At 31.4% G+C, this 16,531-nt stretch carries 10 protein-coding genes; 4 read left to right on the top strand and 6 right to left on the bottom strand.

Annotation, left to right across the window (positions count from 1 at the left end):
* Nucleotides 1-19: 19 nt before the first annotated feature.
* The 3 genes from htpG to AC3ATN_RS03385 all read left to right on the top strand — a co-directional run bounded on the left by htpG (nt 20) and on the right by AC3ATN_RS03385 (nt 5,008).
* A complete protein-coding gene (gene htpG, locus AC3ATN_RS03395; RefSeq protein ID WP_487531828.1) occupies nt 20-1,903 on the top strand; it encodes a molecular chaperone HtpG in 1,884 nt (627 codons plus the stop codon).
* Between the two features lie 169 nt (nt 1,904-2,072).
* Nucleotides 2,073-4,283 carry a DUF5916 domain-containing protein gene (locus AC3ATN_RS03390; protein ID WP_487531827.1) on the top strand — a complete coding sequence of 737 codons (2,211 nt, stop codon included), beginning with the start codon at nt 2,073-2,075 and terminating at the stop codon, nt 4,281-4,283.
* A 2-nt stretch (nt 4,284-4,285) separates the two neighbouring features.
* Nucleotides 4,286-5,008: a DUF4369 domain-containing protein gene (locus AC3ATN_RS03385; protein WP_487531826.1), complete on the top strand. Its 723-nt coding sequence runs from the start codon at nt 4,286-4,288 to the stop codon at nt 5,006-5,008.
* Nucleotides 5,009-5,010: 2 nt separating this feature from the next.
* Here AC3ATN_RS03385 and AC3ATN_RS03380 read toward each other — a convergent pair whose 3' ends face one another.
* The 3 genes from AC3ATN_RS03380 to idi form a co-directional block, all read right to left on the bottom strand.
* Complete coding sequence (locus tag AC3ATN_RS03380) at nt 5,011-5,280, bottom strand: hypothetical protein (protein ID WP_487531825.1); 270 nt, start codon at nt 5,278-5,280, stop codon at nt 5,011-5,013.
* Nucleotides 5,281-5,350: 70 nt separating this feature from the next.
* Nucleotides 5,351-5,761, bottom strand: coding sequence for a 6-pyruvoyl trahydropterin synthase family protein (locus tag AC3ATN_RS03375; protein WP_487531824.1), 411 nt, complete (start codon nt 5,759-5,761; stop codon nt 5,351-5,353).
* On the bottom strand, nt 5,742-6,278 hold the full coding sequence (idi, locus tag AC3ATN_RS03370; RefSeq protein WP_487531823.1) for an isopentenyl-diphosphate Delta-isomerase: 537 nt from the start codon (nt 6,276-6,278) through the stop codon (nt 5,742-5,744). Before idi ends, AC3ATN_RS03375 begins: the two co-directional genes overlap by 20 nt.
* A gap of 93 nt (nt 6,279-6,371) precedes the next feature.
* On the opposite strand from idi, the gene AC3ATN_RS03365 reads away from it, so the two are divergent.
* Nucleotides 6,372-7,958 (top strand): peptide chain release factor 3, encoded by a 1,587-nt coding sequence (locus tag AC3ATN_RS03365; protein WP_487531822.1) that lies wholly within the window; start codon nt 6,372-6,374, stop codon nt 7,956-7,958.
* 35 nt (nt 7,959-7,993) lie between these two features.
* Here AC3ATN_RS03365 and AC3ATN_RS03360 read toward each other — a convergent pair whose 3' ends face one another.
* The 3 genes from AC3ATN_RS03360 to rpoB are packed head-to-tail and all read right to left on the bottom strand — an operon-like array spanning nt 7,994 to nt 16,461.
* Nucleotides 7,994-8,302, bottom strand: a complete 309-nt coding sequence (locus AC3ATN_RS03360) for a DUF3467 domain-containing protein (protein ID WP_487531821.1) — start codon at nt 8,300-8,302, stop codon at nt 7,994-7,996.
* Between the two features lie 7 nt (nt 8,303-8,309).
* A complete protein-coding gene (rpoC, locus tag AC3ATN_RS03355) occupies nt 8,310-12,617 on the bottom strand; it encodes a DNA-directed RNA polymerase subunit beta' (protein ID WP_487531820.1) in 4,308 nt (1,435 codons plus the stop codon).
* A gap of 34 nt (nt 12,618-12,651) precedes the next feature.
* Nucleotides 12,652-16,461 (bottom strand): DNA-directed RNA polymerase subunit beta, encoded by a 3,810-nt coding sequence (rpoB, locus tag AC3ATN_RS03350; RefSeq protein ID WP_487531819.1) that lies wholly within the window; start codon nt 16,459-16,461, stop codon nt 12,652-12,654.
* Nucleotides 16,462-16,531: the final 70 nt, after the last annotated feature.

Below are 16,531 nucleotides of genomic sequence, written 5' to 3'. Positions count from 1 at the left end.
TAAATAAATTATATAAATTATGTCAAAAGGTAAAATTAATGTAGCGGTAGAAAATATTTTCCCGTTAATTAAGAAGTTTCTTTATAGTGACCACGAAATTTTCTTGAGAGAACTTATTTCTAATGCAACTGATGCTTCAACAAAGTTATCTCATTTGAGTAGTTTAGGAGAAATAAAAGGGAATATTGGATCCCCAAAGATTGAAATTAAAATAGATCACAAAAAGAAAACTTTACATGTGATTGACCAGGGGGTTGGAATGACTCTAGGTGAAGTTAACAAATACATAAATGAAGTAGCCTTTTCAGGAGCAGAAGAGTTTTTAGAAAAATATAAGGATACAGCTCAAGATTCTGGAATAATTGGACATTTTGGTCTTGGGTTTTACTCATCTTTCATGGTAGCTGACAAAGTGGAAATAATAACTAAGTCTCATCAAAAAGACCCAGGAGCTCACTGGACATGTGACGGGTCTCCGGAATATAACCTTGTCAAATCTGACAAAAAAGAAAGAGGAACTGAAATTATTCTCCACATATCTAAGGATTCAAAAGAATTTTTGGAGGAATCTCGAATTAGAGAGCTATTGATGAAGTATAATAAGTTTATGCCAATCCCAATTAAATTGGGAACTAAGGAAATTGACCTTCCTCTTCCTGAAGGGGCTGCTGAAGATCAAAAACCAGAAAAAAAAGTTGTTGATGATATTATCAATAATTCTACTCCAGCATGGACAAAAACTCCCAAAGAATTGAGTGATGATGATTATAATAATTTCTATAGAGAATTATATCCGAATCAATTCGAAACACCCCTATTTAATATTCATTTAAATGTAGACTATCCTTTTAATTTAACAGGGATCTTATATTTTCCAAAACTTAATAATGATATTAATGTTCAAAAAGATAGAATACAACTATATCAAAATCAAGTATTTGTAACTGATAATGTTGAAGGAATTGTTCCTGAGTTTCTTACTTTGCTAAGAGGTGTAATTGATTCACCAGACATACCGTTAAATGTTTCAAGAAGTTATCTTCAAGCTGATGGTGCTGTGAAAAAAATAAGCAACTATATAACAAGAAAAGTTGGCGACAAACTCAGTAGTTTATTTAAAAAAGACAGAAAATCATTTGAAGAAAAATGGAATGATATTAAAGTAGTTATTGAGTATGGAATGTTGAGTGAAGATAAGTTTTTTGAAAAGGCTGAAAAATTTGCTTTATATCCAACTACAAAAGGAGATTTCTTAACATATAAGGAATTAGAAGATTTAATCAAACCTATCCAGACAGATAAAGATGATAAGCTAGTTATTCTGTATACAAGTAATGCTGAGGAACAGCACAGCTATGTATCCACTGCCGAAGACAAAGGTTATACGGTACTCCTTTTAGACTCTCCGATAATTTCTCATCTCATTCAAAAAATGGAAGGAAGTAAAGAGAAAATTAGTTTTGCCAGAGTTGATGGAGATTCTATTGAAAATCTAATCAAAAAAGATGAAGCTATAGTATCTAAACTTTCTGATAAAGAAAAAGAAAAATTAAAGCCAATGATAGAGAAAATAGTTAAAGAGAGTGGTTATATGGTTCAACTAGAAGCTATGGATAGTAAATCGCTACCTTTTGTGTTAGCACAGCCGGAATTTATGAGAAGAATGAAGGAAATGCAACAGAGCGGTGGAGGGGGTATGATGGGAGGTAACATGCCTGAAATGTATACATTACTAGTAAACACAAATCATGAGCTTATTAACGAAATTCTTAACACAAAAACAGCTAAAAAAAGAGAAAGATTAATAATTCAATCTCTTGATCTAGCAAAACTTTCCTTAGGTTTATTAAAGGGTGAAGCCCTAACTAAGTTCCTTCAAAGGAGTCTAGATTTTATTAAATAGTTATTTGGGTTCTGTGCATTATGAAAGGTAAATATATATACTGCTAATAATTTTACTTTCCTTCACACAAATATGCTAAATTTGAAAATTATTCATTTAGAATTAAACCTTTTAAATGAATAATTGTCAATTCATTAAATTAAATAGTTGATTAATAAAACTTAAAATTTTGTACAAAAAATATCTTTTATATTATGTTTTCTTAATTTTTTTTCATTTAAAATCTTATTCTCAATCCAGAGAGGTTATTGTTAAAACTACCAATAAATTAATAATTATCGATGGTTTAGGTAACGACGAAGCTTGGAATGAAGCTAATCAAATTGATGATTTTTTTCAACACTTTCCAACTGATAGTTTAAGGGCTGAATTAAAAACCTCAATCAAAATATTGAGAGATGAAAATAACATTTATTTACTGGCAAAATCTGATATAAAAAACAGAAAATATGTTGTTCCATCTTTAAGAAGAGATTGGACGGGCTGGGGTATTGACGGAGTTACATTTGTATTCGATACTTATAACGATAGAACTAACGCATTTTTTTTTGGAACTAACCCTGAAGGAGTTCAGCGCGAATCCTTATTATCAAACGGTGCAACTGATTATAGAAGAGATGCTAATAGCAGTTGGGATACAAAATGGGAAACAGAAGCACAGATTTTCGATGATTATATAATAAATGAGGTTAAAATTCCATTAAAATTTTTAAATTTCCCTGAGGGAGCAAAATCATGGGGTTTTAATGCTTACAGGTTTGATAGCAATGTTAACGAATGGACAACCTGGACACAAAGATCTAGAAATCAACAAATAGTAAGTCTTGCATTTTTAGGTAATATGATTTTTGAAGATCCACTTGGTAAATCAAAAGCACCTTTAGCATTTATTCCTTATTTAAATGGTATCACATCAAATGATTTTGAAAATCAAACAAAATTAAATAATCTTAGTTTTGGGGCAGATGCCAAAATCCCAATAGGTAATGGCTTAAACCTAGATCTTACAATTAATCCTGATTTCTCTCAAGTGGAAGTTGATGATCAAGTTGTTAACTTAACACGCTTTGAAGTTTCTTTACCTGAAAAAAGACAGTTTTTTATTCAAAACAGTGACTTATTTACAAACTTTGGAGACTCAAGAGATGGACGTCCATTCTTCTCTAGAAGAATTGGTGTTGCAAAAGACATAAATGGTAATACGATAGAAAATAAAATAATAGCAGGTGCAAGGTTGAGTGGCAAACTTGACGAAAATTGGAGAGTTGGTTTTTTACATATGAGAACTGAGGAAGATATTGCTAATGAAATTCCTTCAAATAATAACACTGTTTTCTCTCTTCAAAAAAAAGTGTTTTCAAGATCAAACATAAGTTTACTAATGATTAATCGAGAGAATGTACAGAATTACGATTTTGTTAATGATAATGAAAAGTTCAATAGACTTGTAGGACTAGATTATAATTTGGCATCTCCAGATAATGTTTATGTAGGTAGATTTTATTATCATAAATCTTTCAAACCAGACTCTAATAAAGAGGATGACGATAGCAGTTATGGAGCTTCAATTGAAAAAAATACAAGAAGAAATACCATTGAACTTGGATTCAATATGTTAGGGGAAGACTTTAAATCGGATCTTGGTTTTATTAGAAGAACGGATTTATTTAAAGTGACTCCTCAATATAAATTAAAATTTTATCCTGAAGGTAAAAATCTAACACAATGGGATATTGGACTTGGAATGTGGAGTTATTATAGACCTAATGATAATTTTAGAAATTCTGATAGAACAATTAGCCCATCCATGAATTTTACATATAAAAACGGAGTAAGGATGGGTTTTCGAGTTTTTAGTAGGTCTACATATCTTTACTCTGATTTTGATCCTACAGGTATGAATGATGACAATCCAATTCCTGGAGAAAATACATATAAGTATACAAGTTTAAGGTTTTCGTATAATTCAGATGTTAGAAAAACATTTAACTACAGGATTCAACCAGAAATTGGACAATTTTACACTGGAACGAAATATTCAATTGAAAATACTTTAAATTGGAGGATTCAGCCTTTTATGTTAACTTCATTATCATTTAATTATGATCACATTGATTTAAGGAATGGTTATCCCAAGGAAAATATTTTTTTAATAAGACCTAAAATTGATTTTACTTTTACAAAAAAAATATTTTGGACCTCATATGTACAATTTAGCTCTCAATCTGAAAACTTAGGTGTTAACTCAAGGCTGCAATGGAGATTTGCGCCCCTATCCGACCTTTACGTAGTTTATAACGATAATTATTTTACAACAAATTCACTTATTCCACGATCAAGAAGTTTAAATATAAAACTAACATACTGGTTAAATATCTAATCATGAAAAAATTTATTCATACTTTCTCTTTAGTAGTTTTAATCACCTCATGTGGACCAAAAACTCAAAATAATAACACAATGGAAATTGACGGGGTTATTTCAGATATAAGAAAGGGTTCTCTGTTTTTAAAAAAATATAATGATTCAGTTTTAGTGACAATTGATTCATTTGAATTAAGAGGTAATGGAAATTTTAATTTTAAAACTACGTTAAATGAACCTGAAATATTTCATTTGTATTTAAAAAAAGATAACGAAGATTCAATAAATGATCGTATTGTATTTTTTGGTTCAAAAGGAAATATAAAAATAAAAACAAGGCTTAAAACATTTGAAAGCAGTGCCTTCATTGAGGGATCAGAAAACAATGAGTTATTAGATGAGTATAAGTCAATGGCCAGAAAATTTAATTCCAGTAATCTAAATCTTTTGAAACTTTATTTAAATGCTCAAAAAAGACAAGATATCATTTTAATTGATTCGTTCCAAAACCGAATCGACATGCTAAATAGAAGAAGATATTTATATACATTAAACTTTGCTAAAACCCACTCTGATAAGATAATATCACCCTATATCATAGTTACTGAAATGAATAATGCTAATCCTTCTTATTTGGATACAATAGCTAAAAACATGCCTGATAATATAATGACATCAAAATATGGAAAATTATTTTATGATGTTTTGGAAAGAAATAAAAAATTAGTAAATCAAAATTAGATTTAACTTAACTTATCTAATTTTTTATTCATTTTAACCAATCCAGAGTTAAGATTAATTAGAATAGAATTGAAGTGAGATTTGGTATTTTTAATTTTGGATAAATTTACTTCTTTTATTAATTGATCAAAAAGAGAAAGCGAATCGTCAATTAACAAATTACTTTTATTAATATCAGCTTTCGGATTAGTTAACTCCCAAATATAAATATCTTCGATAAAAGAACCAATAGTGTTATTAATGTCTTTTTTTAGCTGCTTAACACTTGCCATAATTTTTTTTTCAAATATACATCTAAATTAGTGTCTTAAAAAGATAAATACTTTTTAAATAATAAAACACCTAGTCTCCAGAATACTTGACGAAATTTCTAGGAGTTTCGTATAAAACAATCTCTACTTCATTACTTTTTGAGATATGTTTTCGCAACTTATTGTATATAACCACAACAATATTCTCAGCAGTTGGGTTCAATTTTTTGAATTCAGGAACTTCAATATTTAAGTTTTTATGATCAAAAGCATCTTCGACTTCAGATTTAATTAGATCTTTTAAAACTTTCATATCAATAACATAGCCAGTTTCATTATCAATTTCGCCTTTGACACTCACAATTAAATCATAATTATGACCATGAAAGTTTTTATTAGAACATTTTCCAAAAATATCTTTGTTTTTATTTTCATCCCAATCTGGACGAAATAATCTGTGTGCTGCATTAAAATGTGCTTTTCTACTTACCGTTACTTTCATGAGTTTTTATATAATTAAAAAATTGATCAAAAACAATCTTAAACCAAACTGTATAGTTATTATGGTTTTGAATTAGATCTTTAGATAGAAAATCAAAATCAACCCATTTCCATTCTGAAACTTCATTATGGTTAATAATCGGGTTTTTTTCTATAAATCCAATTAAAACATGATCTAGTTCGTGCTCTATTAAACCATTGGTCAATGGAGCTTTATATTTAAAAGTAAAAACTTCTTTTAATTTTGCACTAAGTCCCATTTCTTCTTCTAACCTCCTTATTCCTGCAGCAATAGAACTTTCGTTGATTCTTTGATGGCTGCAACAAGTATTTGTCCATAATCCTGGCGAATGATATTTTGTTAAGGCTCTTTTTTGAAGTAAAACTTGGTTTTTTGAATTTAAAATAAATACTGAAAAAGCTCTATGAAGAAGACCTTTCTGATGAGCTTCCATTTTTGGCATTGTTCCTAAAACGTTATCCTTTGAATCGACTAAAATTACTTCTTCCTCTTTCATTTACATCTCAAAAATAACTAATAAAAAAACAAAAACCTATTAGGTCATTTTCTTTTAACAATATTGAATACTTTTGTCAAAAACAATAGTTTAATGGAGTTTTTAAGTGAAATTGAACGTAGAAGAACTTTTGGTATAATATCTCATCCTGATGCAGGAAAAACAACTTTAACTGAAAAATTACTACTATATGGAGGTGCTATTCAAGAGGCTGGTGCAGTTAAGTCAAATAAGGTCAAAAAAGGAGCAACTAGTGACTTCATGGAGATTGAACGTCAAAGGGGAATTTCTGTGGCAACTTCTGTTCTTGCATTTATTTATAAGAATAAGAAAATAAATATCCTAGATACTCCTGGACATAAAGATTTTGCAGAAGATACATTTAGGACACTTACAGCAGTAGATTCAGTTATTGTTGTTATAGATGTTGCAAAAGGAGTTGAAGAACAAACCCAAAAACTAGTTGAAGTTTGCAGACTTAGGTCGATTCCGATGCTAGTCTTTATTAATAAATTGGATAGGGAAGGAAAAGATGCTTTTGATTTAATGGATGAAGTTGAAAGTCAATTAGGTCTTAAAGTGACTCCCTTAAGTTTTCCAATTGGAATGGGATACGACTTCAAGGGTATTTACAATATTTGGGGAAAAAACATAGAGTTATTTAATCCAGATGAAAAACAAAAAGTAAGTGAAAAAGTAAAATTTAAATCAATTGATGATGAAAAATTAAATTTAAGAATTGGAGATGACTCAATAACTCAGTTAAAAGAAGATCTAGAACTGATCACTGGAGTTTATCCAGAGTTTGAAAAAGAAAAATATTTGTCTGGTGATTTACAACCTGTCTTTTTTGGTTCTGCTCTCAATAATTTTGGTGTTCAAGAGCTTCTCGATTGCTTCATTGAAATTGCACCAAAACCTACACCAAAATTATCTGATATACGTTTAATAGATCCTAGGGAAGAAAAATTTACAGGATTCGTTTTTAAAATACACGCAAATATGGATCCAAAACATCGAGATAGACTTGCTTTTGTTAAAATAGTTTCTGGAAAATTTGAAAGAAATACTCCTTATCTACATGTAAGACAAAATAAAAAATTCAAATTTTCAAGTCCAAATGCTTTTTTTGCTGAAAAGAAACAAATTGTAGATGTTTCTTTTCCTGGAGATATTGTTGGACTTCACGATACAGGTAATTTTAAAATAGGAGATACATTGACTACTGGAGAAATAATAAATTTTAAAGGCATACCTAATTTTTCTCCTGAGCACTTTAGATATATTAATAATACTGATCCAATGAAAGCTAAACAGCTTGAAAAAGGAATAGATCAATTAATGGATGAAGGAGTTGCTCAATTGTTCACTTTAAATATTAGCAATAGAAAAGTTATTGGAACTGTAGGAGCTCTTCAATTTGAAGTTATTCAATATAGATTATTACATGAGTATGGTGCAAATTGTAATTTTGAAAATCTTAACGTTTATAAAGCATGCTGGATACAAACAGACTTTGAAGACAAAGAATACAATGATTTTAGAAGAATTAAGCAAAAATTTTTAGCTAAAGATAAACACAACCAAACAGTCTTTATGGCTGATTCAAGATTTTCACTTCAAATGACAAAAGAAAAATACCCAAAAATAAAATTTTTCAATACATCAGAATTTATCTAAAACAGTCACTGCAACCTTTTAAAAACAAATAAATATTATGCTTCTCCCTGAGTACCAAAGTTCATTGGAACAGGAGGGATTTCGTTAGTTTTTATTTCACCATTAGATTTTTCAAATCGCTTTATGTTATCAGATAAGGCTTTTTGAAACCTCTTCGCATGTTCAGGAGTTAAAATAATTCTTGACTTAACTTTTGCTTTGGGGGAACCAGGCATCATATTTATAAAATCAACAACAAACTCAGAAATAGAGTGATTAATAATAGCTAAATTAGTATATATACCTTCAGCAGTTTTTTCGTCTAATTCAATATTAATTTTTTGTTCTTTTTTAGTGGTACTCATTTTTAAATTATATATCCGAAAGTTCTTCTTCCTCTTTATTAACTAATAAACTATTGTATTCATCCTTTGAACCTACAATAACATTATTATACTCTCTCAAACCAGTTCCAGCTGGTATCTTGTGGCCCACAATAACATTTTCCTTTAAGCCAGCTAAATAATCTTCTTTACCATTAACAGCTGCTTCATTTAAAACTTTGGTAGTTTCTTGAAAAGATGCTGCTGATATAAAGGATTTTGTTTGAAGTGATGCTCTTGTTATACCTTGAAGTTCAGGGGTTGATGTGGATGTAGAAGCATCTCTTGCCTCGACCTTTGTCTTGTCCTGTCTTATAAGAAGAGAGTTTTCATCCCTCAACTGACGTGATGAGATTATCTGTCCTGCTTTAAGGTTTTCTGAATCACCTGGGTTTTCTACAACTTTCTTACCAAACAAACTATCGTTTTCTTCAATGAAATCTGCTTTGAAAACTAATTGATTTTCTAAAAAACTCGTATCTCCAGGGTCATTGATCCTAACTTTACGCATCATCTGTCTAACAACAACTTCAAAATGTTTATCGTTAATTTTAACTCCTTGAAGACGATAAACTTCTTGTACCTCATTAACCAAATATTGTTGTACAGCTGATGGGCCTTTTATATTTAAAATATCAACTGGAGTTATTGAACCATCTGATAAAGACATTCCTGCTTTTACGAAGTCGTTTTCCTGAACTAAAATTTGATTTGATAATTTAACTAAATACTTTTTTATATCTCCATATTTAGATTCAACTATAATTTCTCTATTACCTCTTTTAATTTTTCCAAAAGAAACAACACCATCAATTTCAGAAACGACAGCTGGGTTTGAAGGATTTCTTGCTTCAAACAACTCTGTGACACGAGGTAGTCCTCCTGTTATATCTCCAGATTTGGCTGATTTTCTTGGTATTTTTACTAATATTTTCCCCTCTTTAATTTTAGATCCATCATCAACAATTAAATGGGCTCCAACAGGTAAGTTATATGAACGTAGTGTAACCCCTTTATTGTCCTTGATGAGTAGTGTAGGAATTAGTTTCTTATTTCTAGTTTCTGAGATTACTTTTTCTTGGAAACCTGTTTGTTCATCAATTTCAACTTGATAAGTTTCACCCTGTTCAATATTTTCAAACTCAATTTTACCTGTAAATTCTGAAACAATAACACCATTAAAAGGATCCCAACTACATACAATATCTCCTTTTGATACATTATCTCCATTTGAGATAAAAATTGAAGAACCATAAGGAATATTATTTGTACTATATATACTCTTTGTTTTTTTATCAATTATTTTAATTTCAGCAGTTCTTGAAATTACAATATCAGAGGGATTTCCATCTGTATCAACACCTTTTGCTATTTTGAGATCATCGATTAATGCAACTCCACTTTGCTTAACTATTATCTTATTTTCTTCAGATATATTTCCAGCAACTCCTCCTACGTGAAAAGTTCTTAAGGTAAGTTGTGTTCCAGGTTCACCAATTGATTGCGCAGCAACAACACCAACAGCTTCTCCTTTTTGAACCATTGTTCCCGTTGCTAAATTTCGTCCATAACATTTAACACATATACCTCGTTTAGCTTCACAACTTAATGGTGAACGAACTTCTACAGATTCAATTTGAGCATTATTAATTTTAGATATTATCAAATCAGTAATTTGCTCACCTGAATCAACTATTAATTCTCCAGTAGAAGGACTAGTTATCGGATTTAGAGAAACTCGACCTAAAATTCTTTCACCTAAACTTTCAACTATTTCCTGATTCTTTTTTAATGGCTTGACTAAGATTCCTCTTAGAGTACCGCAATCTTCATTATTAACGATAACATCTTGAGAAACATCAACCAGCCTTCTTGTTAAATATCCAGCATCAGCAGTTTTGAGAGCAGTATCAGCTAAACCTTTTCTTGCTCCATGGGTAGAAATAAAATACTCTAAAATCGATAATCCTTCTTTAAAATTTGATAAAATTGGATTTTCTATAATTTCTCCACCACCTACATTTGACTTTTTAGGCTTTGCCATTAGACCTCTCATACCTGTTAATTGTCTAATCTGTTCCTTGGAGCCTCTCGCTCCAGAATCTAACATCATATAAACAGAATTAAACCCTTGTTGATCTTCGCTAATTCTACTCATTGCTAACTCAGTAAGAGTTGCATTTGTAGAAGTCCATACATCAATTACTTGATTGTATCTCTCGTTATTAGTTATGAGTCCCATATTATAATTCCCAACAATGCCTTCAATTTGACCGTTAGCCTCTTCAATCATTTTTTGCTTTTCAGGTGGGATAATTATATCCCCTAAACTAAATGATAGTCCACCTTTGAATGCAAACCCATAACCCATGTCTTTTATCTTATCCAAAAATTCAGCTGTTTCTGGAACACTTGTGACTTTAAGAATCTCACCAATTATTCCACGAAGATTTTTCTTTGTTAAAACTTCATTAATGAAGCCAGCTTGTTCAGGTACTACTTCATTAAATAGAATTCTTCCAACAGTAGTTTCAATTATTTGGTATACTAGCTCACCTTTGTCATTAAAGCTTTTTGCGCGAATTTTAACTATTGCATTTAAATCTACTCTTTTTTCGTTGTGGGCTATATGAACTTCTTCAACAGAATAGAAGGTTAAACCTTCTCCCTTAACTGGAACTTCTTTTGTTGATTTTCTTGCTTTAGTCATGTAATAAAGACCTAAAACCATATCTTGAGATGGAACAGTTATTGGAGATCCATTTGCTGGATTTAAAATATTATTAGAGGCAAGCATTAACATTTGTGACTCTAGAATTGCCTCAGGCCCCAATGGAAGATGAACTGCCATTTGATCTCCATCAAAATCAGCATTAAATGCTGTACAAACAAGAGGGTGAAGCTGTATGGCTTTTCCTTCAATTAACTTAGGTTGAAAAGCTTGAATACCCAAACGGTGTAAAGTAGGAGCTCTATTTAGAAGGACAGGATGACCTTTTAAAACATTTTCTAAAATATCCCAAACTACAGGTTCTTTTCTGTCAATTATTTTTTTTGCTGACTTGACAGTTTTTACAATACCACGTTCAATTAATTTTCTAATTACAAATGGTTTGTATAATTCGGCAGCCATTCCTTTTGGAAGACCACACTCAAAAAGCTTAAGTTCAGGACCAACTACAATAACTGACCTTGCTGAGTAATCAACACGTTTTCCTAAAAGATTTTGACGAAATCTACCCTGTTTACCCTTGAGCGAATCAGACAGAGATTTAAGTGGACGATTTGAATCAGTTTTGACTGCAGATGATTTTCGGGTATTATCAAATAGCGAGTCAACAGATTCTTGGAGCATTCTTTTTTCATTTCTAAGAATTACTTCTGGAGCTTTAATTTCAACTAATCTCTTTAGCCTATTATTTCTAATTATAACTCGTCTGTACAAGTCATTTAAATCAGAAGTTGCAAAACGACCACCATCAAGAGGAACTAATGGTCTTAATTCTGGAGGAATAACCGGAACTACTTTCATGATCATCCACTCAGGGAGATTTTCTCTGCGAGCGTTAGCATCTTTGAAAGCTTCCACAACCTGAAGTCTTTTTAAAGCTTCAGTTTTTCTTTGTTTAGATGTTTCGTTATTTGCTTTGTGTCTTAATTCGAATGATAGAGCCTCTAAATCAATCCGTCCTAGCAACTCAATCAAACATTCAGCACCCATTTTAGCAATAAATTTATCTGGATTCGAATCATCTAGATATTGATTTTCAGCTGGAATTTGTTCTAATGCGTTTAAATACTCTTCCTCAGTTAGAAAATCCATTTTTTGAAATGATTCACCTTCAGAGTTGATTGCAATACCAGACTGAATAACAACATACCTTTCATAGTAAATAATCATATCTAGTTTCTTAGATGGTAATCCAAGAAGATACCCAATCTTATTTGGTAATGATCTAAAATACCATATGTGAGCAACAGGAACGACAAGATTGATGTGACCAACTCGATCTCTTCTAACTTTTTTTTCTGTAACTTCAACACCACACCTATCACAAACTATTCCTTTGTATCTAATTCTTTTGTATTTTCCACATGCACATTCAAAATCTTTAACAGGTCCAAAAATTCTCTCGCAGAACAAACCATCTCTTTCAGGTTTATGTGTCCTGTAGTTTATTGTTTCAGGCTTCAAAATCTCTCCTCTTGAGCTATTTAATATCACTTCAGGTGATGATAAACCAATTACAATTTTATTGAATTTTTTTTGTGTAACTACCTCGTTATTTCTAGCCATTTTTAATTACTTTCTAAATATTACTTAATTTATTTTACTCCTCCAATCTAATATCAAGTCCTAATCCTTTCAATTCGTGCATTAAGACATTAAAAGATTCCGGAAGACCGGGTTCTGGAAGTGAATCTCCTTTAACAATTGACTCATATGTTTTAGCCCTTCCGATAACATCATCAGATTTCACAGTAAGAATTTCTTGTAAAGTACTGGATGCTCCATATGCTTCTAAAGCCCATACTTCCATCTCACCGAAACGCTGCCCACCAAATTGAGCTTTACCACCCAATGGTTGTTGAGTTATTAATGAGTATGGTCCAATAGATCTTGAATGCATTTTATCATCAACCATGTGACCAAGTTTGAGCATGTAAATTACACCAACTGTAGCAGGTTGATCAAATTGCTCTCCCGTACCGCCGTCATACAGATATGTGTGGCCATATTTTGGAATACCAGCTTCATCTGTCAGGTCGTTAATTTGATCGATTGATGCGCCATCAAATATAGGGGTAGAATACTTTTGACCTAGATTTTGTCCTGCCCATCCAAGGACTGTTTCATAAATTTGTCCAATATTCATCCTTGAGGGAACTCCAAGTGGATTAAGTACTATATCTACCGGTGTTCCATCTTCTAAAAATGGCATCTCTTCCTCACGAACTATTCTTGCAACAATTCCTTTGTTACCGTGACGTCCAGCCATTTTATCTCCAACCTTGAGTTTTCTTTTCTTCGCTATATAAACCTTAGCTAATTTCAATATCCCTGCAGGTAATTCATCACCAACTGAAATTGTAAACTTTTCACGACGAAGAGATCCTTGTAAATCATTTTCTTTGATTTTATAATTGTGAATTAAATCCGCAATCATAGAGTTTATTTCTTTTGTAGTAGTCCATGTACCTTTTGTTAAATGTGTGTAATCTTCAACACTTGACAACATTTTAAGGGAATATTTTTTACCTTTTGGTAATATTTCTTCACTTAAATCATTTTGAACTCCTTGGCAAGTTTTACCATTTAATATTGCAAAAAGTTTTTCAATTAAAATAGTCTTTAATTTTTCAAACTTGACTTCAAAATTTTCCTCAAGAATTACAAGTTCTTGTTTATCTTGGCTTCTTCTTCTTTTATCTTTTAAAGATCTTGTAAATAATTTTTTATCAACAACTACTCCATGTAAAGATGGAGGAGCTTTTAAAGAAGCATCCTTTACATCACCTGCTTTATCTCCAAAAATTGCTCTTAAAAGCTTTTCTTCGGGAGTTGGGTCAGACTCACCTTTTGGAGTAATTTTTCCAATTAGAATATCTCCTGGGTTTACTTCAGCACCAATACGAATCATTCCATTTTCATCTAAATCTTTTGTCGCTTCTTCACTTACATTTGGAATATCATCTGTTAATTCTTCTGTGCCAAGTTTAGTATCTCTAACATCAAGTGAATATTCGTCGATATGGATAGAAGTAAATATATCTTCTCTAACTACCTTTTCAGAAATAACGATAGCATCCTCAAAATTATACCCTTTCCATGGCATAAAAGCGACTTTCATATTACGACCAAGTGCTAATTCACCATTCTCAGTAGCATAACCTTCGGATAAAACTTGACCCTTTTTAACGCGATCTCCTTTTTTAACGATAGACTTAAGGTTTATACATGTACCCTGATTAGTCTTTCGAAATTTTATAAGATTGTAGTTTTTGACAGTACTATCGAAACGAACCATCTCTTCTTCTTTAGAAATATCGTATTTAATAGTAATCTTATTAGCATCTACATATTCAACCAAACCATCCCCTTCAGCGTTTATTAAAACTCTTGAATCTGAAGCTACTTGACGTTCTAAACCTGTTCCGACAATAGGAGAGTCAGGTCTGAGTAGAGGAACTGCTTGACGCATCATATTAGATCCCATTAATGCACGGTTAGCATCATCATGTTCTAAAAAAGGGATTAATGAGGCAGATATTGATGCAATCTGATTAGGGGCTACATCGGCGTAGTTTATTTTATCAGGAGTTACTACAGGAAAATCAGCTTGATCTCTTGCAATAACTCTTTCAGAAGTTATATTACCATCTTTATCGTAAGGGACAGTCGCTTGAGCGATTAACTGGTTTTCTTCTTCTTCAGCACTTAGATATTTTGTCTCAGATAAATCTATCTTACCATTTTCTACTTTTCTGTATGGAGTTTCAATAAAGCCGAGATTATTAACTTTTGCAAAAACACCCAATGAAGAAATCAACCCAATGTTTGGTCCTTCTGGAGTTTCTATAGGACATAGTCGTCCGTAATGGGTATAATGAACATCTCTAACTTCAAAACCTGCTCTTTCTCTGGATAAACCTCCAGGACCTAAAGCCGAAAGTCTCCTTTTGTGAGTTAACTCTGCTAATGGATTTGTTTGATCCATAAACTGAGATAACTGATTTGTTCCAAAAAATGTATTTATAACTGAGGAAAGTGTTTTGGCATTTATAAGATCTATGGGGGTAAAAACCTCATTATCTCTAACATTCATTCTTTCTCGAATTGTTCGAGCCATTCTAGCTAAACCAACCCCAAATTGAGAAGATAATTGTTCACCTACAGTTCTAACTCTCCTATTTGAAAGATGATCAATATCGTCAATCTCAGCCTTTGAATTAATTAACTCTATTAAATATTTTATAATCGTAATTATATCTAATTTAGTTAATACCAACTTATCCATTTCAACATTAAGACCAAGTTTTTTATTCATCCTGTATCTTCCAACTTCACCAAGATTATACCTTTGGTCTGAGAAAAATAATTTATCAATAATTCCCCTAGCTGTATCTTCATCGGGTGGCTCGGCATTTCTTAATTGGCGGTATATATGCTCGACAGCTTCCTTTTCTGAATTTGTAGGATCTTTTTGTAAAGTATTATTAATAATAGCATAATCTGACATATGAGCGTCAACCTTGTGTAATAAGATTGTTTTAACTCCCGATTCCATTATAGAATCAATATGGTCTTTTTCTATAATAGTGTCTCTGTCAATTATTATTTCATTTCTTTCAATCGAGATAACTTCACCCGTATCTTCATCAACAAAGTCTTCATGCCATGTTTTCAAAACTCGAGCTGCTAATTTTCGATCTAAAACCTTTTTTAATCCAGATTTAGAAACTTTAATTTCTTCAGCTAAGTCAAATATTTCGAGTATATCCTTATCACTTTCATATCCAATAGCTCTGAAAAGAGTTGTTACAGGAAGTTTTTTCTTTCTGTCAATATAGGCGTACATCACACTATTGATATCAGTTGCAAACTCAATCCAAGAACCTTTAAAAGGAATAACTCTTGCTGAATAAAGTTTCGTACCGTTGGCATGAAAAGATTGTCCAAAAAATACACCAGGGGATCTGTGAAGTTGAGAAACTACTATTCTCTCAGCACCATTAACACAAAACGTTCCACTTGGAGTCATATAAGGAATGGTTCCGAGAAAAACATCCTGAACAATAGTTTCAAAATCTTCATGTTCTATGTCGGTACAATATAGTTTTAACCTTGCCTTTAAAGGAACAGAATATGTCAAACCCCTTTCAATACATTCCTGAATAGAATATCTTGGAGGGTCAACAAAATAATCAATAAACTCAAGAACAAATTGATTTCTAGTATCCGTTATTGGAAAATTTTCTTTAAATGTGTTAAAAAGACCTTCTTCATTTCTTTCGTCAGATTTAGTTTCTAATTGAAAAAAATCTTGAAAGGACTTGATTTGGATATCAAGAAAATCAGGATAGTTTGGGGTATGCTGAGCTGCAGCAAAATTTACTCTTTTTTTTAAGGTACTTGGCATCTGAAGTTTTTTTAGATGAACTCTATTCGTTAATTATAAATCAATATATACTATAAGTGGTTTAGACAAT

The organism is Candidatus Marivariicella sp. (assembly GCF_983056325.1).
Note: the sequence above shows the minus strand (reverse complement) of the source record. Positions and strands in the feature narration are given on the sequence as shown.